The sequence below is a fragment of the Bacillus sp. FSL R10-2780 genome (genome assembly GCF_038006125.1).
Lineage (GTDB): Bacteria > Bacillota > Bacilli > Bacillales > Bacillaceae_G > Bacillus_A > Bacillus_A cereus_U.
The window spans coordinates 798137-818826 of record NZ_JBBOUQ010000001.1; the positions used below are offsets into that span (position 1 = coordinate 798137).

A 20690-nucleotide genomic window follows, 5' to 3' on the forward strand; every position below is an offset into this window, starting at 1 on the left:
ATGATGAATGAACCAATTGAATTTTATATTCAAAAGAAAATGAGAGAAATGGCACCTGCATTTGCTCATTATAGTGAAGAGATATTGTTTGAAGAAGTGTGGCGGGATGCCACTTTAACATTAAGAGAAAGAAGCTTATGTACATTGTCGGTACTAATCAGTCTTGGTAATACAGAACAATTACCATTTCATCTGAAGCTAGCTAAACAAAATGGGATGATGGAGAATGAATTAGTTGCATTAATAACACATATGGCTTTTTACGTTGGTTGGCGAAAAGCTGTGGCAGCTTTAAATATAGCAATGAGTGAAATGGAAAGTTAAGAATAATGATTTCGGGAGGTATTTTTAACATATTTCTACTTGCATTACTATCACTTGAGTGGTAAAGTGATAGTAAGATCAACGCTAGGAAGTGATGAAACATGCGTGAAAATACGATAGGATCGTTAATCTGGTTACGTTTAATACGGTTTACGAACCAAAGTAATCAGATGTCAAATGAGTTTTTGAAACGTTTTGATTTGACGACAGCTCAATTTGATGTACTTATGCAAATACGGATTTATCAGCCCCTTACACAAATGGAGTTAGCCGAAAAAGTTACTGTGACGCAAGGTGGTATTTCTAGAATGTTAACACGTCTTGAAAAAGAAGAGTATATAGTACGTAAACAAGATTGGAAAACGAAAATGATTAGCCTTACTGAGAAGGGTGAAGCAGTATTAGAAGGAGCATTGCCAGAGCAACTTGCATTCCAATCATCCTTTTTTGATGATGTATTAGATGAGGAAGAACAGAAAATACTATACGCGTTAATGACAAAAGTTCATAAGCATAGTGAAAAAAAAGAATTACCACATGAGTAATTTTTTTTACACCATCAATTGACTAATCAAGTGATGGTTAGAGGAGGAAATATTATGTATACAATTCCAGGGCATCACCACATTTCTATGGTGACAAAAAATGCGAAAACAAATAATGATTTTTATCAAAAAGTATTAGGATTACGCCGAGTGAAAAAGACAGTCAATCAAGATAATCCATTTATGTATCATTTGTTTTATGGCGATTTAACAGGGAGTGCTGGAACTGAATTATCATTTTTTGAAATGCCGAATGTAGGAAGAACAATCCGTGGTACAAATGCAATAACACAAATAGGCTTGCTCGTACCTTCAATAGAAAGTCTTACATTTTGGAAGAGACGTTTTGAGTCGCTCCAGGTGGCGCATGGGGAAATTACAACTTACGCCGGAAGAGACGCCCTGCACTTTGAAGATCCAGATGGCCTACGGTTAGTGCTGTTAAATAATAAAGGTGAAGAGGTGCCTGAATATTGGACTGCATGGGATGAATCTTCTGTAGAGCAGAATCATCGTATTTTAGGTATGGGAACAGTTGAAATGACAGTGCGCAGTTTAAATAAATTATCAAAAACATTAACAGGCTTGTTTAGTTATAAAGAAGTATCTCGTTCAGACGATGAGGGGATTTATCAATCTATTGCTGGTCAATCTTTTGGAGAAATTTTGGTGAAACAGCAAGTGGGAGAGAGTGAAAGACCTGGAAAAGGAAGTATTCATCATTTAGCTATTCGTGTAAAAAATGATGAAGAACTGAGTTATTGGAATGAAGCGGTGAAAGATAAAGGGTTCCAATCAACAGGGATCATCGATCGCTTTTATTTTAAAAGTTTATATTTCCGTGAGTCAAATGGCATTTTATTTGAGATTGCGACGGATGGACCAGGATTTACAGTAGATTCAGCAGTTGAAGAATTAGGAAAAGAGCTGGATTTACCACCATTTTTAGAAGAGAGAAGAAAAGAGATTGAAGAGAAATTAATACCACTTGATTAAAAGGGAGAGAGCAACTATGGAAAAATACCGTATTGATACAAGTAAAGGAATTGAATTTGGATTATATTCAATTGGAGATCATATTTTAAATCCGCATAATGGTTCGAAAATAAGTGCAGAAAAAAGAATTCATGAACTAATTGAAACAGCCAAGTTAGCAGATGAAGCTGGAATTGATGTGTTTGCTGTCGGTGAAAGTCATCAAGCGCATTTTACAACGCAAGCTCATACAGTTATTTTAGGAGCTATTGCACAAGCTACGAAAAATATTAAAATCGCGAGTTCTGCAACAGTATTAAGTACGTCAGATCCGGTTCGTGTATATGAGGATTTTGCTACAATTGATTTAATTTCTAATGGTCGTGCTGAAATCGTTGCTGGTCGTGGATCTCGTATTGGGGGATATAGTTTACTTGGTTACGATGTAAATTATTATGAAGAACTATTTGAAGAGAAGATGGATCTTTTATTAAAAATAAATAAAGAAGAAAGTGTAACATGGAAAGGGCAGTTTAGAACGCCACTTGAACATGCGGCAATTATACCGAGAGCTAAAAATAACAATATGCCAATTTGGCGTGCTGTCGGAGGGCCACCTGCTAGTGCGATTAAGGCAGGGCACGCAGGTGTACCAATGATGCTTACGACACTTGGTGGCCCAGCTATTAATTTTAAAGTTTCGGTTGATGCATATCGTGAAGCTGCTCAGCAAAGTGGTTTTGATCCAGCAACATTACCAATTGCGACAACAAGTTTATTTTATACAGCAGAAAATTCACAAGATGCACTTAATGAATATTATCCTCATATTAATGCTGGTATGCTTGCACTACGTGGTGGTGGGTATCCGAAACAACAATTTACTAATGCAGTAGACCACCGTGACGCGTTAATGATTGGTAGCCCGCAACAAATTATTGAAAAAATGCTTTACCAATATGAATTATTTGGACAGCAACGTTTTATGGCACAAATTGATTTTGGCGGTGTACCATTTGATAAGATTGAGAAAAATATTGAATTAATTGCTACTGAAATTATGCCGGCTGTTAGAAAATATACAACAAAATAATGATAAAAGTACCGAGAATATAATCTATTCTCGGTACTTTTTTATTTAGTCAGTTCGGAAAAATGACGAAAAAATGAATTTTTAGTCTAAAAAAGGAAAGGGTTTTTCTATTTGTGAATAACAATATTATTGATTTGAATTTTGGAAATACATTTTTCTCTTGACAAAAATCTAGCGTATTTCCGGATTTGATTCGAGGACATTTTTCAAGAGGAAAGTCAAGCGTATGAAGAGGAAAACGTAATAATAATTGATATAAGAGTATGTTATATGTTTGAAAAATACGTTTTTTAAATGTGAGAAATCTAATTCAAAAAAATTACAAAAGACATATTTCAGACAAAATCCTGTCAATAATACGTCAAAAATCACCTGAATTTATTATGTAAGTATATTATACAATTCGATTAGCGAATAAAACACTACTGAAATAGTGAAAAGGTAAATCGTATGAAGAAAGTTCTTTTGTAATTATCTAAAAAACTGACAATCTATATTTTCAGAAAGTACATAAACGAATTTATCTTTTTGTATTTCCAAATGATTGAATTGTTCGTTATGAAGTGAATTCATACAATTCAATCGATATTACGATATAAAAAATTATGAAGGAAGTGACTTTAGCATGGAAACGCTCGAATTGGCACGAATACAATTTGCATCTACAACGATTTTTCATTACTTTTTCGTTCCGCTATCTATTGGTTTAGCTTTTATCATTGCGTTAATGCAAACGTTGTATGTGGTAAAGGGACAAGAAGTTTATAAGAAAATGACAAAGTTTTGGACACAAATATTCCTTGTTAACTTTGCAGTAGGTGTTGTAACAGGTATTTTACAAGAATTTCAGTTTGGTATGAACTGGTCAACATATTCACGTTTTGTTGGTGATGTTTTCGGACCGTCATTGGCAATTGAAGGTTTATTAGCATTTTTCATTGAGTCCACATTCCTAGGTTTATGGGTATTCGGTGAGGATAAACTGCCGAAGCGAGTTCACCTTTTATGTATTTGGCTCCTTTCAATAGGAACAATGTTATCAGCATTTTGGATTTTAACTGCAAGTGCATTTATGCAGTCCCCGGTAGGATATGAAATGGCTGCAGATGGACGTGCGCAGATGAATGATTTCTTGGCGATTATTCAAAATCCACAACTATGGGTGCAATTCCCGCATACAATTACAGCGGCACTTGCAACAGGCGCATTCTTTATTGCTGGTGTTAGTGCATGGAAAATTGCAAAACAACAAGAGACTGAGGTGTTTAAGAAGTCTTTCAGAGTTTCTATCGTTGTTGGAACAATTTCAACAGCATTGGTATTATTTTTCGGTCATGCACAAGCACAAAATTTAATTAAGACACATCCGATGAAAATGGCAGCAGCTGAAGCATTATGGAATACGAGTGAGGATCCAGCGCCATTTACAGTATTTGCAAAAATTGATACAGAGAAGAAAGAAAATTCGTTTGAAATTCAAATCCCTTATATGCTAAGTCTATTGTCATACGATAAATTTAGCGGTCAAGTTGAAGGGATGAATCAAATTCAAAAACAATATGAAGAAAAATATGGACCTGGAGATTATATTCCGCCAGTACATACTATGTTCTGGAGTTTTAGAGCGATGGTAATGAGTGGAACATTCATGCTTCTTCTAGGAGTATACGGCTGGTTCTTATCAAGAAAAGATCGTTTAGCTGAAAAAACTTGGTATTTAAAATTAATGGTATATGCAATTGCACTTCCGTTTATCGGAAATACAGTAGGTTGGATTATGACTGAAATGGGACGTCAGCCTTGGGTTGTCTTTGGTGTTATGAAAACAGAAGATGCTGTATCTCCAAACGTTTCATTTGGAGAAGTATTATTCTCTCTTGTTTCATTCACATCACTATATGTAATTATTGGAGGCATTACGGTTTACTTATTCGTTCGTATCATTAAAGGGCATGCGAATAAGAAAGTGAAAAAGGATTATCAAAGCCATGATCCATTTGATAAGGAGGAAGAGTATGTTATCTCTTAATGAGTTATGGTTTCTAATTATTTCAACCTTATTCATTGGATTCTTTGTACTTGAAGGTTTCGATTTTGGTGTAGGAATCGTTTCAAGGTTTTTAGGAAAGAATGATTTGGAAAAGCGTATATATTTAAATACAATTGGACCGTTTTGGCACGCAAATGAAGTATGGCTTGTTTGCGCTGGTGGCGCTATGTTTGCGGCATTTCCGCACTGGTATGCAACTTTATTTAGTGGGTTCTACATTCCGTTTGTGTTTATGCTTCTTGCTTTAATTATAAGAGGCGTTTCCTTTAAATTCCGTGCGAAAATAGAAAACCATAAGTGGAAAAGTTTCTGGGATTGGGGCATGTTTATTGGAAGTATGTTACCTCCTATACTTTGGGGAGTTGCAATCGCAAACTTTATGACAGGTGTACCAATTGATGAAAGTAAAAATATGGTAGGCGGATTCATGAAATTACTTCACCCATTTGCATTACTTGGAGGAGTTATGTTTCTTCTTCTATGTATTGTTCATGGTTTGCAATTCCTTACTATACGTACAACAGGAAAATTACGAGAACGCGCACGTATTGCCGCGACAAAGATTGCACCTTTTGCATTAATAACACTTCTTGTTTTTGCAGCTGTAGGGTTATGGAAAACAGATATTTTCACCGCACATGGTTCAGAGTGGCTAATGGTTCCAATTGGAGCTTTTGTAGCGCTATTTGTTTCTACTTTATTAAATAAAAGAAGAAGAGATGGTTGGGCCTTCTTTATGACAAGTTTAACAATCATTTTGCTAAGTGCAAGTGTGTTCATCGGTATGTTCCCGCGTGTCATGATTAGCTCATTAGGAGCGGTAAATGATTTGACAATTTATAATGCGGCATCAGGACCTTATGCATTAAAACTGATGAGCTATTTCTCTCTTGCTATTTTACCGTTTGTTATCGGTAGTCAAATATGGAGTTTCTATGTATTTAGACAACCTGTTAAGTCAGACAAAGATTTGGAGTACTAATGAAAAGAAAAAGAGGACTTCCGTCGTATCCTGGTAGCCGAGTTTTATATGTGACTTTAAGTCTTATTAGCATTTTAGAGGCGTGTAGTATCATTGCGCAGACAGTGTTTTTAGCACGAGCAATCACATTTTTATTTCAAGGAGAAACAGTACAAGCTGTGCTAAATGAAACTGTTTATTTTGGAATCATGTTCGCAGCACGCCAAATGTTGGTGCGAGCATCGCAAATATTGGTTGAGCGTTTCGCTGAAAAAACAGGATTGGCATTACGTAAACAGTTAATAGAAGCATATTTTACATTAGGGCCGAGATTTGTCCAAACGAATGGGACTGGCCATCTGGTTACTTTATCGATAGAAGGTATTGAGAAATTTAAAACTTATATTGAATTAACAATTCCTAAAATGATTAGAAGTAGTATCGTACCAGGACTAATTGTTCTATATGTTTTTACACTGGATATTAAGTCTGGAATCATTTTAGTTGTAACGATTCCAATTGTGATTATATTTATGATCCTTCTAGGATTAGCGGCGCAGAAAATGGCGGATAGCCAATATGAAACATATCGTGTACTTTCTAATCATTTCGTAGATACGTTAAAAGGATTAGAAACATTAAAGTATTTAGGGAAAAGTAAACAGCACGAAGGAAAGATTGAAAAAGTAAGTAAACGATATAGAAAAGCAACGATGCGTACTTTGCGAGTTGCTTTTCTTTCTTCTTTTGCATTAGATTTCTTTACGAGTTTATCAATTGCATTTGTAGCAGTTGGATTAGGGATACGGTTAATAGATGGGACAATTATACTGTTACCAGCTCTTACGATTTTAATTTTAGCGCCGGAATATTTTCTGCCGATAAAACAAGTTGGAGCGAATTATCATGCTACATTAGATGGACAACTTGCAATGGAGCAAATAGAAGAAATTTTACAGAAACAAAAAGAAATAGAAAAGAAAGATTCAAATGTAGATATAGTATGGAATTCTTCTAGTAGTTTGAAATTACAAGATGTAAAAGTAAATAATGATGAATCTGAAAAGGCTATATTAGAGGGAATTGATTTTACTTGGCAAGGTAACGGTGCTATAGGCATTATTGGTGAAAGTGGGGCAGGGAAATCAACGTTAATCGATGTGTTAGCAGGATTTCTCCCTCCTTCGGGTGGGAAGATGTTAGTAAATGGTGTGGAAATTGATGAATCTACTCGAGAAGATTGGCAAAAAAATATTGCTTATATTCCGCAACAACCTTATATTTTTCCACTTTCGTTAAAAGATAATATTTGTTTCTATGAAACGAATACACCTGATGAAGAGGTTGAGAGAGTTATAAATGAAGTGGGCCTTCGTTCGCTCGTTGCATCATTACCACATGGGATGTACGAAAGGATTGGAGAAGGTGGACGTATGCTTAGTGGCGGACAAGAACAACGTGTCGCTATGGCACGTGCACTTTTAAGTAAAAAGCCAATCATTTTATTAGATGAACCTACAGCACATCTTGATATTGAAACTGAATTTGAAATAAAGCAATCGATGTTACGTCTGTTTGAAGGTAAGTTAGTATTTCTTGCAACGCATCGTCTCCATTGGATGAAGCAAATGGATCATATTCTTATTTTAAATAAAGGGGAAATTAAAGAAAGTGGAACATATGAAGAGCTTTTAAAGAATGAGACATTACATTTTCATAGGGAAGAGAGGGGAGAGCGATGAGTAACTGGATTAAACCTCATATACAGCAAAATAAAGGTAGAATGACGTTGACTATTTTCCTCGGGTTTCTTGGAGTTAGTTCAGGTGCGATGTTACTTTTCATTTCAGGTTATTTAATTTCTAAATCTGCTCTCAGACCAGAAAATGTAATGGTTGTATATGTTCCTATAGTTGCAACGCGTGCGTTTAGTATAGGGCAAGCTGTCTTTCATTATTTAGAGCGTTTAGTAGGGCATGACGTCGTTCTACGAATTTTAGAAAAAATGAGGACAAAACTATATAGAATTGTAGAACCACAGGCGTTATTTTTACGCTCAAGATTTCAAACTGGTGATGTACTAGGTGTATTGTCTGATGATATAGAACATTTACAGAATCTATATTTACGTACAATATTCCCTAGTATATTAGCGTTAGTTGTATATAGCATTTTCGTACTTGTTATCGGTGCATTTGACTTAGTATTTGCACTTATCGCAGCTTGTATGTTAGCTGTTATTGTTTTTCTTCTTCCATTCGTATCACTACTTTTGATGAAACGACATCATGTTGCTTTGAAGCGAGGAAGAAATCGTTTGTATCAACAATTGACAGATGCTGTATTTGGGTTATCTGATTGGCAGGCGAGTGGTAGAAAAGATGAATTTATTAATGCGTATGTAGAGCAAAATGTCCAGCTGTTAAAGACAGAAAAGAGAGTGAAACGCTGGTACCATATTCGAGATAGTATCATTCATTTAATAGTAGGTATTGTAGTTATTTCGATGATTTTGTGGACTGGAAATCAAGCAGCAAGTGAACAAATTGCACCTACAGTTATCGCAGCATTCGTATTAATGACATTATCTGTGACGAATGTGCTTATTCCTGTATCAGATGCTATTGATCGAATTCCATCTTATGTAGAATCTGTTCATCGGCTTAATGGCGTAGAAAGTGATACCGCTTTAGATGATGGTAAGGAGTTACATGGAGATAAAGAATACGTTGTACCAAAACATGTAGATATTGAACTGAGTAATGTGTCGTATAATTACCCGAATAGTAATGAATCCGTATTAAAAGATGTATCATTGCAAATAAAGGCAGGAAAGAAAATTGCTATTTTAGGTAGAAGTGGAACAGGGAAATCTACTTTACTAAAATTGTTAACTGGGGCACTACGTCCGGTGAGTGGCCAAGTTATATTGAATGGTGAACAAGCTCATACGGATTTTCTGTCAAAATATATTTCTGTATTAAACCAAAAACCACATTTATTCGATACGACAATTGGAAATAATGTGCGGATCGGTAAACCAGAGGCTAATGATGAAGAGATATGGAAAGCTTTAGAGAAAGCACAGCTAGCACCACACATTGCTTCTCTTCCTTATGGATTACAAACAAAAATGCATGAAATGGGAAAGAGGTTTTCTGGCGGAGAAAGGCAAAGGGTAGCATTTGCAAGAACTCTTATGCAAGAAGCACCGGTCATTGTACTTGATGAACCGACTATCGGTTTAGACCCTAAAACAGAATTAGCGTTAATAGAAACAATGTTTTCTGCAACAGAAGAAAAGACTGTTATTTGGATTACACATCATCTTGTAGGGATTGAACATGTAGATGAAGTGATTTTCCTTGATAGTGGTCAAATCGCTATGCAAGGTAGTCACGAACAGCTACTGAAAGAAAATGAGAAATATCGTAGGTTATATGAGCTTGATAAAGGTATATAAGAATGAAATGCAAAAAAAACACAAATTCTTGGTAGTTCAAGGTTTGTGTTTTTTTGTATTTGTGGCTTATCATATAAGCCGTATAAGCTATTTGATCATGAAATGGTTATATATTGTTAGAAAGGGTGTTTAAAACCTATCCTTTCAAGGCAATACTTGAGCCATAGTGAATGGATTGTTGGAAGGCGTGATTATATGTTTGAAGAGGATGGCATTGTTTTAATTCTGGAGCCTGCTGATGAGCGGAATATGAGGAAATTTATTTTTACAGTACCGAAGTCAGTTTATGAAAAAAAAGAAATTTTATTACATTACGGAACACCTTTAGGCCAAGGATATACGGACATTATAGAAGATATTATTAGTGTACATATAGACATAGATATTATAACAGTAATAGGGCATGTGAGAGGATAAAGAGAAACTTTAATTAGTGAGAGTTATACGTACCTGGAAAACAGACGTACTTAAAATAAGTATGTCTGTTTTTATATTTAAATGAAGATAGTTTCGAGGTACATGTTGAACAGGATAATAATGATTTTTCTAGAATGTATAAGAGGAAGATTAAAAAATAAGATATGATGTGATAAGGTGTATAAGAAGAAAACAAAGTGTTTATAAATGAATAAAAGTATGACAATTATTTAGGAGGTCAAAATGAAGTTTACAAAAACAATGTTACTTTCAATTGTAGTTTCAATTGGTTTGATGGGATGTTCGCTAGTGGAGGAAGGGAAGAACTCCATAGATTACGCTCAAAAAGCGACAGACTATGTAAATGAAATAAGTGCATTTGCAAATGAAGCGCCAGCATTAGCTGAAAAGGCTGTTAATAATGGAGAAGCTCGAAAAGAACTAGAAACGAAACTTACTGAAATTAAACAAGATATACCAGCTTTTAATGAATTAACACCACCGGATGTAGCGAAGGATCTTCACCAGCAAATCGTCGGATATAATGAAAAGTTAAATACATTAATTGATACCTCTATGCAAAAAATAGAGGAAGGAAAAATGAATGTAGAGCAGTTTAAAAACTCTGAGCTTATGCAGACGATAGAACAAGTTCAGGATTTGAAAGATAAGGTTCAAAATTTAGGACAATAGATGATTACACCAATGACAATAATAATGTTGCCAATGATTTTTCGCTTCGTTATGTTCTCTCCTAGGAAGTACCAACTAAAAATTAAAATGATGATATAACTTAATGATTCTAATGCAGATGCTTGCTTTAATGCCAAGCCTTTTAAGGTGATTACATTTAATCCGACATTAATTATAAATTTGTCTTTAAAATATAAAACAATAGAAGGCCATACGTAGCTTTAGAGTTGAAGATAATAGAGGTAGTAGAGTTAGATTTTCCACTGTTCTATAATTTGTATCGTTTTATTTGTTGCATCCATCTCTACTTGAATACCTATTGGTAAAGTAATCATTGGATGAGTATGACAACAATCAAAATCGGCTAGAAAAGGAAGCTTTTGATTTTGTAATACTTCTAATAGTATTTCGTAAGGATTTCTATTTGTACCACAATCATCAAATTGCTCATGTTTTCCAAGGATGATACCTGAAACTTTATCAAAAACGCCGTTAATTTTAAGTAATGAAAAACTTCTTTCGATAGTAGCTGCATCTTTTGAGCTATCTTCAATAAAGAGAATGTCACCTTCTTGAATATGTGGCATATAGGGGCTACCCCAAATACCTTGTATAGTGTTTAAATTCCCACCAATAATACGTCCAGTAGCTTTTCCACCAATTACTGAAATCCAATTGTTCGGTCGAAGATCTTTTTCTTTCGTTTTTTCTTCCCAATTAATAAATTCATCTGACCAAAATAACGGCTGGTTTATGTCGTAAGGAAGGTGTTGATCAGTTAATAAAGTATCCGCAAAATATTTGTATGTGCAATCTACGAAAGGCTCAAATTCACCAAAAGAAGGAACGAGTGCTGGACCATAAAATGTAGGAATTCCTGTTTTTGCATAAATTCCTAGTAATAATGCTGTTGCGTCTGAATAGCCAATCATTATTTTAGAGTTTTCTTGAAAAGAAGCATAATCAATATAAGGTAATAATGAATTTGAATTCATTCCCCCAATTGTCGACATGATACAAGAAACGTTAGGGTTTCTAATCAATTCATTTAGTTCCTCAGCACGATCTTTAATGCTCCCTGAACGATAATAATCATATTGACCTGTTAGTGAACCTTCTAATATATGAAATCCTTTCTTTTGTAAGTATAATTTTGCTCGCTCAAATCTCTTTGGAGAAGTATGGGTTACTGGTGAAGAGGGAGAGTAGATGCCAATTGTATCGCCATATTTTAATGCTTTTGGAAGTATCATTTGTATAAATCCTTTCTATTATATGGTGTTTTTGTGCTTAGATGTTATTGAATATTCTTATATTTCGTTGTTTTTAGTGTAACATACATGAAAAGAGAAAGAGGTTGAAATTATAATTGCTGTAGATGAATAAATATGCTTTTTACCTTGACGATATAAAGTAATTGTTGTTATGGTTAAACATGAGTGTATAAAAGGTTTGCTAAAGGAGTTTTAGAATGAAGCAGTTAAAATGGGGAAGATTAACAATCCCATTAGTAGTAATTCTGGGTATATGTTGGTTCTTTTTCCAAGGAGTTCAAAAGAGTGAAACAAATGTAGATACTCAGCCTTTACAAGTGGCAGAGCTACCTAAAACAGGGCTATCTGAAAAAGTAGTTCCACCAAAATATATACCACCAGAAATTGATGCAAAAGCAGCTATTATTATCGATGCGAGTAATGGAGATGTTATTTATCAAAATAATGAAAATGAAGCTGTTGCCCCTGCTAGTATGTCAAAAATGATGACAGCATATCTCGTTTTAGAGAGTATACATAATGGGAAAGTCCGCTGGGAAGATCCAGTGAAAATAAGTGCAAAATCGGCACAAACAGAGGGTGCAAAAATCCCAATGCAAGTAAATGATACATTAACTGTTAAGGACTTATATCATGCGTTAATGATTGAATCGGCTAATAATTCGGCTGTCGCTTTAGCTGAACATGTAGCTAAGACAGAAAAAAACTTTGTTCAACTTATGAATGAAAAAGCCCAGCAGTTAGAAATGTCAGATAAAGCTAAATTCGCGAATGCTTCCGGATTACAGGAGCCCGACGGAAGTGAAACAAAAATGACAGCAGCTGACGTAGCAAAATTAGCGTATCATCTTATAAAAGACTATCCAGAGATATTAGAAGTGACTCACTTACGTCAAAGTCAGTTAGCATTTAATAATATTAATGTTACAAACACAAATGAGATGTTAAACAAAAATAATAAAGCTTTATATATAGAAGGAATAGACGGATTAAAAACAGGATTTACAGATAGCGCAGGGTATTGTTTTACAGGTACTGCAAAACAAGGCGATAATCGCATTATTACAGTTGTTATGGGGACAAAAAGTAAAACAAAACGTTTTACAGAAACACAGAAGCTAATGTCCTATGCTTTTCAATTGGTTAATTAGGTGAAGAAGTAAGTTAATTGCTAAAAAAAGACAGACAGTTTATTTGAACCTTGATTTTGGTGATAATAAGCTGTTTTTTAAATTTTGGGAGTATGGGGAGTGAAAACTCAAGTGATATCATTTGAGTTTGTTTTTGTTTGTTGATATTATTAAGTTAAGAACTTATTAATAATAAGTTCGAGGGGCATTATATGCTTCGTACATATGATACTGCCTCAAATGAAAAATTGGAGGGAATTGTAATGGCAAAAGATTTTTACTCAGCGATTGAAGACAGAAGATCTATTTACGCGATTAGTAAAGAGCAAGTAGTTTCTGATGAAAGAATTCAAGAAGTGATTTATCATGCTGTGAAACATACACCTTCGGCTTTTAATTCCCAAAGTGCAAGAGTTGTTGTATTACTAGGTGAACAACACGACAAGTTATGGGACGTTACGAAAGAAACGTTACGAAAAATTGTACCTGAAAATAGTTTTGCACCTACTGAAGAGAAAATGAATGCATTTAAAAGTGGCTATGGAACAGTTTTGTATTTCGAAGATAGTAAAGTGGTAGAAAGTTTGCAAGAGAACTTTGCACTATACAAAGATAATTTTCCTACATGGTCTCAGCAATCTTCTGGAATGTTGCAATTTGCGATTTGGACAGCATTAGAGATTGAAGGTTTTGGTGCTACATTACAGCATTATAATCCGTTGATTGATGAAGAAGTAAGGAAAGAATGGGATGTACCTAAAAATTGGAAGTTAACTGCGCAAATGCCATTTGGTAAACCAGTAGTTTCTGCAGGAGATAAAGAATATCAGCCATTAGAAACTCGTGTAAAAATTTACAAATAAAATAAAAGGTGAACAGAGATATAATCTGTTCACCTTTTTATACGTGGTATGAGTTTGTATGCTGAATTGTTTTCATTTGCTCTTTTAGTTCGTTTTTCTTTGTTTCAATGATTGTTACCTTTTTTAATGTTGTAAACGATAATAAGTGAGTAAGAGCATAGTAAAGTTCGATATTATTATTTATGTGATCGTCTATTATTTTTTCCACAAATGCAACTCCTCTTTTCATGTGATTATACATATTTTATCAATAAAACCCTAATAATTCCATGTTTAGTAGGGAAACAAAATAGTCAATTATGTTTTTGGAATGGGACTGTTCTCGAGTGGGGTGGATTTTTGTGCGTGAAATCTTACAAATCATCACTTTGTTTAAAATCATACATAGTATAGAGAATTCATTTTCTTAAAATATTATACTATTGATAAATAAAGTGTTTTTTGTCATGATAAGAGTGTGCCTCATGAAAAAGAACTTTCTAGAAAAACATATTGTGTTTATGTATTAGATTAATGAAATTTCTATATTAGATAAAGAGTGTAAAATCTATATTGAAATAACGTAGGGAATTTTAAATTTTGATGTAATACATTAGAAATTTGAAAAAATCGTTGCAAAAACACGCAGTTTAATGGTAAAGTTCACATGAAGTTCACACGGAAGTCACTTCAATCGTTTAAAATGAACGACGTGTGAAAAATAAAACTCTTGCTAAAAAATGGAACTGGATGAATATTTTACTTTGATAATATTGTAAAGTACTAAGTTTATAGTTTTTCTCAAGAGGATAGTAGGGAAAGGAAGTAAAGACAACTTATGAAAAAAGTAATCGCAGGTTTAGCAGCAGCATCTGTAGTAGGCGTAGCAGTTCCAGGAATGGATTCTGCTCATGCACAAGTTTCAAATGATGCGCTAAAAGAAATTAATGGACAAACTCAAACACAAACTCAAACGACTGTAACTGAAACAAAAAAGGTAGAAACAACTTCTGAATTAAAATACACAGTAACAGCTGATGTATTAAATGTACGTTCAGGTGCTGGTACAGGACATAACGTTATTTCTAAAGTAAAAGCAGGTCAAGCACTTCAAGTAATTGGACAAGAAAACGGTTGGTTCAAAGTTAGTGTAAATGGTCAAACAGGTTATGTAAGTGGGGACTTCGTAACAACTGGTGGCAATAAAGGAACTACTGTTCAACAAGGAACAGGTACTTACACAGTAAACGTTTCTTCACTAAACGTACGTACAGGCCCAAGTGCATCTCATACTGTTTTAGGTTCTGTAAACAAAGGGAAAACAGTTCAAGTTGTAGGTGAAGTTCAAGATTGGTTTAAAATTAACTTCAATGGTGGAACTGGATACGTAAGCAAAGACTTCGTAACAAAAGGTGGTTCTGCTGTATCTAACGAAACACAGCAACCAACTACAAACAACAACAATACTACTACAGTTCAAACTGGTGGTTCATATGTTGTTAACACGGGTGCTTTAAAAGTACGTACAGGCCCAGCTACATATAACGCTGTAATTGGTGGGGTAACGAACGGTACAGTATTAAACGTTACTGGCGCTGAAAACGGTTGGTACAAAATTAACCATAACGGCCGTACAGGCTACGTAAGTGCAGACTTTGTTAAGTTTGTAAAAGGCGGAGTGAACAATGTAGTTACTGGTGGTAACCAAGGTACTAACCAAGTACAAAAACCAACAGCGCCAACAGGTGGAGATACATCTTCAATCGCTGGATTCGCTAGATCTTTAAATGGTTCAAAATATGTATTTGGTGGTCAAACTACTGCTGGTTTCGACTGCAGTGGATTCATTCACTACGTATTAAATCAAACTGGTCATTCAGGCGCTCGTCAAACAGTTGCTGGATACTGGAGCTCTAAAACAAAAACTAGCAATCCACAACCAGGTGATTTAGTATACTTCTCTAACACTTATAAATCAGGTCTTTCTCACATGGGTGTTTACCTAGGGAACGGTCAGTTCATTAGTGCAGAGAATGAAAATGTTGGTGTAAGAATTAGTTCAATTAATAACTCTTACTGGGCTAAACACCTAACAGGTTACACAAAAGCATACTAAGAAAAAGTAGTTTATATACTACTTTTCGTATAGAGAAAAGGCTTTCCAGGGAAACTTGGGAAGCCTTTTTCATAGTTGGATAAACTGTCAGTATAGTAGTATTTATCCCGCTATTTGCGGGATAATAATCAGCGGGGGATGGACAACCTCCGCTGATTAAAGTTTCACTTTATGTCAATTTTCCATGCAAAAACTTAGCATATAAATCATGAAAATAGTTTGGACGGAATAAGTTTGCTGCATGACCTGCTAATGGAATTTCTTTATATAAAACGTTCGGAAGAATGGACTTCAAATCAAAGAGACACGATTTATAGAGATGATCATGTTCTCCCATCACCCATAATATAGGGTGATGAAGTGCTTTTAATTTAGATTTCAAGTCAAATTCTAAGCGGTGTCGTAATGACTCAGCAATAATGGACGAGTGTAATTGTAATCCGAAACGGTAATAAATATTTCGTGAAATAACAGCGAACGGATTTGCCCTTAGTATTCCACTTGGAAAAATAGTACTAGCATACTGAGAAAGCCAAGATGAATATTCATCACCACGTTTTTCCCAAAATTTCTGAAAAACATTATATAAACGGGAAGGGTTATTATAATGTCCACCAATATGACAAATGCTCAATACTTTTTCTGGATGCATTTGTGCAAATGTCGTAGAGATATAACAGCCATAGCTTAGAGCACAAATATGAGCCTTTTTAATTCCCTCTTTTTCATACAAGTTCAATAATTGATCTACGAGGCGCTGTATTGAAAAGTCGATAGCTTCTCCTTTATCGTCGCCGTGACCTAATAAATCATAAGTTATAATGTTGTAGGATGCAGAAAATCGTTTATGCTCTTTTTTGAAGGCGCGGCGATTTCCAACTAATCCATGAATAAAAATGATTGTTTCCTTTTCGGAATGTGTATTTGTTTGCAAAAAGGATACTCCTTTCAATAACTGGAGATTTATATAGTATTTTAAATTAGTTATCTATAATTCACATAGAATAATAATAAGTACCAGGTAATAATATCAGATGTTTACACTTGTTGTAAAGATGAGTTTATATGTATATTTTGTAAAAATAGAAAAAGTGTGTTTACATTCAGTTTACATTTATAGCGTATTCTAGTTTTAGAGATAATAGTTTTGTTTATAACGAGGAGATGAACGACAATGGAAGTTAGGAATATAGAAAAGAAAAAAGGGAATTGGAGGCAGTTTTTACGTCTCATTAAAGATACAAATCCACCGAAAGGCATTCTTATTTTTGCATTACTAATGAGCTTACTTTCTACTGGAGCGAGTTTGTTTATTCCAATGCTAACAAAAGGTTTAGTTGATAATTTTTCGCTTTCCTCAATTAGTACGGGACAAATTGTTGGATTAATTGCATTCTTTATTATTCAAACAATTGCTGCAGGATTGTCTATTTATTTACTGAATTATATTGGACAAAAAATTGTGGCTGGACTTAGGGAACGATTGTGGAAAAAGGTACTTATTTTACCAGTGTCTTATTATGATCAAAACAGAACGGGAGATACAATTAGTCGTATGACAAATGATACAGGTGTTGTTAAAACATTAATTTCTGAGCATTTGTCAAACTTATTAACAGGCGGTATCTCAATTATTGGATCATTAATTGTATTATTTGTTTTAGACTGGAAAATGACAATTTTACTTTTAACGGTTATTCCGTTATCGGTACTAATTTTAGTTCCACTTGGACGAAAAATGTATAAGATTTCAAAAGCACTTCAAGATGAAACGGCTTCGTTTACAAGTGTGTTAACACAAGTGTTATCAGAGATTCGTTTAGTGAAATCTTCAAATACGGAAAAAAAAGAATATGAGACAGGTAATGCAGGTATCCAAAAATTATTGCAATTTGGTTTGAAAGAAGGAAAAGTGCAAGCATTAATTTCACCAGTTATGTCGTTTGTTTTAATGGCATTACTTGTTATTATCGTAGGGTATGGTGGAATGCGAGTTTCTAGCGGTGCATTAACAACAGGTGAACTTGTAGCATTTATTTTGTATTTAGTTCAAATTATTATGCCGATGAGTCAGTTATCTATGTTCTTTACTCAGTTCCAAAAAGCAATTGGTGCAACCGAAAGAATTAATACGATTTTAGAATATGAAGTAGAAGATCATGAGACAGGTAGGAATGTTACAAATGCGAAGCAGTCGATCGTTATTGAAAATGTACATTTTGAGTATAACGAAGAAGAGAAAGTATTGAAAAATATCGACTTCACGATTGAATCTGGAAAAGTAACAGCGATTGTAGGACCAAGTGGTAGCGGAAAAACAACTTTATTCTCGCTGTTAGAACGTTTTTATGAGCCGACTAGTGGTTTCATAAAATTAGGGAAAGAACCAATTACAGCATATTCATTACAGTCATGGCGACGTCAAATTGGTTACGTTTCACAAGATAGTCCGTTAATTGATGGAACGATTCGTGATAATATTTGCTACGGTGTTGAGGGCGAAGTGACTGACGAAGAAATTGAAAAAGTAGCAGCGATGGCGTATGTTGATGCGTTTATTCATGATTTACCAAGTGGATATGCAACAGAAGTTGGAGAGCGTGGTGTGAAGCTTTCTGGAGGGCAAAGACAGCGAATTGCGATTGCTCGAGCGTTACTACGAAATCCGCAAATCCTGATGTTAGATGAAGCGACTTCAAGTCTTGATAGTAAATCGGAATCAGTTGTTCAGAAGGCGTTAAATAACTTAATGAAAGGCAGAACAACTTTAGTTATTGCACATAGACTTTCTACTGTTGTAGATGCAGATAAAATTATCTTTATTGAAAAAGGGAATCTTACAGGAAGCGGTACGCACGATGAGTTATTACGTACACATGACATGTACCGTGAATTTGCAATGCAGCAGTTAAAAATTAAAGAAGGAGCATTATAGAATGAAAACAATCAGTGAGGGAGCACTTCACTGATTGTTGATTTTAGAGTGCTAAAAAGTATGTTAAGCAGAAAGGATATGATTCCTTGATACCTAAAATATTAATTGTAGATGATGATCCGCACATTAGAGAACTTGTTTCTGTATTTTTGGAACGAGAAGGTTTTCAAACATATGAGGCCGTTGATGGATTAGATGCTCTTCGAAAAATAGAAGAAGTGAAAGTCGATATGGCGATTCTTGATATTATGATGCCAAATATGGATGGGTTTGATTTGTGTTTTGAATTAAGAAAATACTATGATATTCCGATTTTGATGCTAACTGCTAAAGGAGAAACATCTCAAAAGATAAAAGGGTTTCACCTCGGAACAGATGATTATCTTGTGAAACCCTTTGATTCTTTAGAATTAGTTGTGAGAGTGAAGGCATTATTGAAACGTTACCAAATTACAGTATCTCAGTCTATTCAAGTTGGGAATGTACTGTTAAATCGTAAAACATTTGAAGTTAACGCCGGAGAACAAACGGTCACATTGCCTCTAAAAGAATTTGAGTTACTCTTTACATTAGGATCTAAGGCGGGAAGAACTTGTTCAAGAGAGCAATTAATTGAAGACGTATGGGGATATGATTTTGAAGGGAATGAACGCACGCTAGACGTTCATATTAATCGGTTGCGTGAAAAGTTTCAAGAAGAGCAATCGAAGTTTAGTATAAAGACGATAAGGGGTTTAGGGTATCGCTTAGAGGTAAGTAAATGAGACAAAGAAAACGAATGAGTAAGATGAAGATGTTAAAAATAATGGGGGCGATAATAGCACTCTTTACTTTTCTTACTATAATTTGGTCTATAGCCTTTTTTGTATCGTCTAGTGTAATGAAAGCTTTGGAAATAAACGTATCGCCTTTTGTTACGTTTCTAATTAGTGATATGGTCGGCTTTGTATTCAGTGTTCTTATTTGGGTATTGATCGGAATATTAATGAGACCGAAGCGAGAAGCGATGATTTGGACGATCATTGAACCGATACAAAAAATTGCAAAAGGAGATTTCTCCGTAAAAATACGAAATGAAGAAAAGTATGATGGAGAGATTGGAGTACTCGTAAAAAGTATAAATGATATGACAGATGAACTGAATGCGATGGAGAAACTGCGCCAGGAATTTGTATCGAATGTTTCTCATGAAATACAGTCACCATTAACTTCTATAAAAGGATTTGCTAGAGCGCTACAAGATGATAATCTGCCAGCTGAAAAAAGAAAGCATTATCTTACCATTATTGAAACTGAAACAACGAGATTATCTAAACTGAGTCAAAATTTATTAAAGTTAACACTTTTAGAATCAGAAGAGTATGTACCAGAAAGAGTGACTTATCGATTAGATCAGCAGTTAAAGCAAGTTGTATTAAATAGTGAACCGCTTTGGGCTGAAAAAGAAATTGAGTTAGACCTTGATTTAGAAAAAGTGCAAATGATTGCTGACCAAGAAAGTATGAGTCAAGTATGGATAAATTTAATTCATAACAGTATTAAATTTACTCCAAGTGGTGGTACGATTACAATTCAGTTAAAAGAACATGCGGAGTTCCTGGAAGTAAGTATTCATGATACGGGAATTGGTATATCAGAAGAACAGAAGCAACATGTTTTTGAGCGTTTTTATATAGCGGATTCTTCACGAAACCGTGCTTATGGAGGAAGTGGCCTAGGTTTAGCGATTGTAAAAAAAGTACTCGACCTTCATCAAGGAGAAATAAAATTCGAAAGCGTGGAAGGGAATGGTACAAAATTTATTGTACGTATTCCAAATCATGAAGAAAAATAGTGTTAGGAGGAGAACCTTCTAACACTATTTTTTTTTTA

19 protein-coding genes and 1 pseudogene are annotated in these 20690 nt (G+C 34.6%); 16 read left to right on the top strand and 4 right to left on the bottom strand.

Annotated elements, in window-relative coordinates:
• The 10 genes from NSQ47_RS04190 (at position 1) to NSQ47_RS04235 (ending at position 10521) form a co-directional block, all read left to right on the top strand.
• Entirely contained in the window at positions 1-324 is a 324-nt protein-coding gene (locus NSQ47_RS04190) for a carboxymuconolactone decarboxylase family protein (protein WP_341036204.1), read from the top strand.
• A 101-nt stretch (positions 325-425) separates the two neighbouring features.
• Positions 426-869, top strand: coding sequence for a MarR family winged helix-turn-helix transcriptional regulator (locus NSQ47_RS04195; RefSeq protein WP_002158279.1), 444 nt, complete (start codon positions 426-428; stop codon positions 867-869).
• A 54-nt stretch (positions 870-923) separates the two neighbouring features.
• Entirely contained in the window at positions 924-1865 is a 942-nt protein-coding gene (locus tag NSQ47_RS04200) for a ring-cleaving dioxygenase (RefSeq protein ID WP_341036206.1), read from the top strand.
• A 16-nt stretch (positions 1866-1881) separates the two neighbouring features.
• Entirely contained in the window at positions 1882-2937 is a 1056-nt protein-coding gene (locus NSQ47_RS04205; protein WP_088078350.1) for an LLM class flavin-dependent oxidoreductase, read from the top strand.
• 625 nt (positions 2938-3562) lie between these two features.
• A complete protein-coding gene (gene cydA, locus NSQ47_RS04210) occupies positions 3563-4966 on the top strand; it encodes a cytochrome ubiquinol oxidase subunit I (RefSeq protein WP_070139148.1) in 1404 nt (467 codons plus the stop codon).
• The gene (cydB, locus tag NSQ47_RS04215) at positions 4953-5969 is read left to right on the top strand and encodes a cytochrome d ubiquinol oxidase subunit II (protein WP_341036207.1); all 1017 of its coding nucleotides are present in this window, start codon (positions 4953-4955) and stop codon (positions 5967-5969) included. Before cydA ends, cydB begins: the two co-directional genes overlap by 14 nt.
• Positions 5969-7690 carry a thiol reductant ABC exporter subunit CydD gene (cydD, locus tag NSQ47_RS04220; RefSeq protein ID WP_078173180.1) on the top strand — a complete coding sequence of 574 codons (1722 nt, stop codon included), beginning with the start codon at positions 5969-5971 and terminating at the stop codon, positions 7688-7690. The genes cydB and cydD overlap by 1 nt, the downstream gene beginning before the upstream one ends.
• The gene (cydC, locus tag NSQ47_RS04225; protein ID WP_341036208.1) at positions 7687-9411 is read left to right on the top strand and encodes a thiol reductant ABC exporter subunit CydC; all 1725 of its coding nucleotides are present in this window, start codon (positions 7687-7689) and stop codon (positions 9409-9411) included. Before cydD ends, cydC begins: the two co-directional genes overlap by 4 nt.
• A 195-nt stretch (positions 9412-9606) precedes the next feature.
• The gene (locus tag NSQ47_RS04230; RefSeq protein WP_002031341.1) at positions 9607-9828 is read left to right on the top strand and encodes a hypothetical protein; all 222 of its coding nucleotides are present in this window, start codon (positions 9607-9609) and stop codon (positions 9826-9828) included.
• 243 nt (positions 9829-10071) lie between these two features.
• Positions 10072-10521, top strand: coding sequence for a DUF6376 family protein (locus tag NSQ47_RS04235; RefSeq protein WP_016104561.1), 450 nt, complete (start codon positions 10072-10074; stop codon positions 10519-10521).
• Here the strand turns inward: NSQ47_RS04235 and NSQ47_RS04240 are convergent.
• A pseudogene (locus NSQ47_RS04240) lies at positions 10503-10703 on the bottom strand (EamA family transporter); the annotation flags it as partial. The gene NSQ47_RS04235 and the pseudogene NSQ47_RS04240 sit on opposite strands and share 19 nt — an antisense overlap.
• A gap of 69 nt (positions 10704-10772) precedes the next feature.
• Complete coding sequence (locus NSQ47_RS04245; protein WP_131231269.1) at positions 10773-11774, bottom strand: S66 family peptidase; 1002 nt, start codon at positions 11772-11774, stop codon at positions 10773-10775.
• Between the two features lie 218 nt (positions 11775-11992).
• Here NSQ47_RS04245 and NSQ47_RS04250 point away from each other — a divergent pair, with 218 nt between their 5' ends.
• Both NSQ47_RS04250 and NSQ47_RS04255 read left to right on the top strand, forming a co-directional pair.
• Complete coding sequence (locus NSQ47_RS04250) at positions 11993-12946, top strand: D-alanyl-D-alanine carboxypeptidase family protein (protein ID WP_341036211.1); 954 nt, start codon at positions 11993-11995, stop codon at positions 12944-12946.
• 242 nt (positions 12947-13188) lie between these two features.
• The gene (locus NSQ47_RS04255; protein ID WP_341038205.1) at positions 13189-13788 is read left to right on the top strand and encodes a nitroreductase family protein; all 600 of its coding nucleotides are present in this window, start codon (positions 13189-13191) and stop codon (positions 13786-13788) included.
• A gap of 37 nt (positions 13789-13825) precedes the next feature.
• On the opposite strand, the gene NSQ47_RS04260 is transcribed toward NSQ47_RS04255, so the two are convergent.
• Entirely contained in the window at positions 13826-13996 is a 171-nt protein-coding gene (locus NSQ47_RS04260; RefSeq protein WP_186320878.1) for a hypothetical protein, read from the bottom strand.
• Between the two features lie 609 nt (positions 13997-14605).
• Here NSQ47_RS04260 and entFM point away from each other — a divergent pair.
• Positions 14606-15883, top strand: a complete 1278-nt coding sequence (gene entFM, locus NSQ47_RS04265; protein ID WP_341036214.1) for an enterotoxin EntFM — start codon at positions 14606-14608, stop codon at positions 15881-15883.
• A 169-nt stretch (positions 15884-16052) separates the two neighbouring features.
• Here entFM and NSQ47_RS04270 read toward each other — a convergent pair whose 3' ends face one another.
• The gene (locus tag NSQ47_RS04270; RefSeq protein ID WP_341036215.1) at positions 16053-16817 is read right to left on the bottom strand and encodes an alpha/beta fold hydrolase; all 765 of its coding nucleotides are present in this window, start codon (positions 16815-16817) and stop codon (positions 16053-16055) included.
• Between the two features lie 240 nt (positions 16818-17057).
• Here NSQ47_RS04270 and NSQ47_RS04275 point away from each other — a divergent pair, with 240 nt between their 5' ends.
• The 3 genes from NSQ47_RS04275 (at position 17058) to hitS (ending at position 20652) form a co-directional block, all read left to right on the top strand.
• Positions 17058-18818, top strand: a complete 1761-nt coding sequence (locus NSQ47_RS04275; RefSeq protein WP_341036216.1) for an ABC transporter ATP-binding protein — start codon at positions 17058-17060, stop codon at positions 18816-18818.
• Positions 18819-18904: 86 nt separating this feature from the next.
• Positions 18905-19582 carry an envelope stress response regulator transcription factor HitR gene (gene hitR, locus NSQ47_RS04280; protein ID WP_341036217.1) on the top strand — a complete coding sequence of 226 codons (678 nt, stop codon included), beginning with the start codon at positions 18905-18907 and terminating at the stop codon, positions 19580-19582.
• Positions 19579-20652 carry an envelope stress sensor histidine kinase HitS gene (gene hitS / locus NSQ47_RS04285; protein ID WP_341036219.1) on the top strand — a complete coding sequence of 358 codons (1074 nt, stop codon included), beginning with the start codon at positions 19579-19581 and terminating at the stop codon, positions 20650-20652. The genes hitR and hitS overlap by 4 nt, the downstream gene beginning before the upstream one ends.
• The last annotated feature ends 38 nt before the right edge of the window (positions 20653-20690 follow it).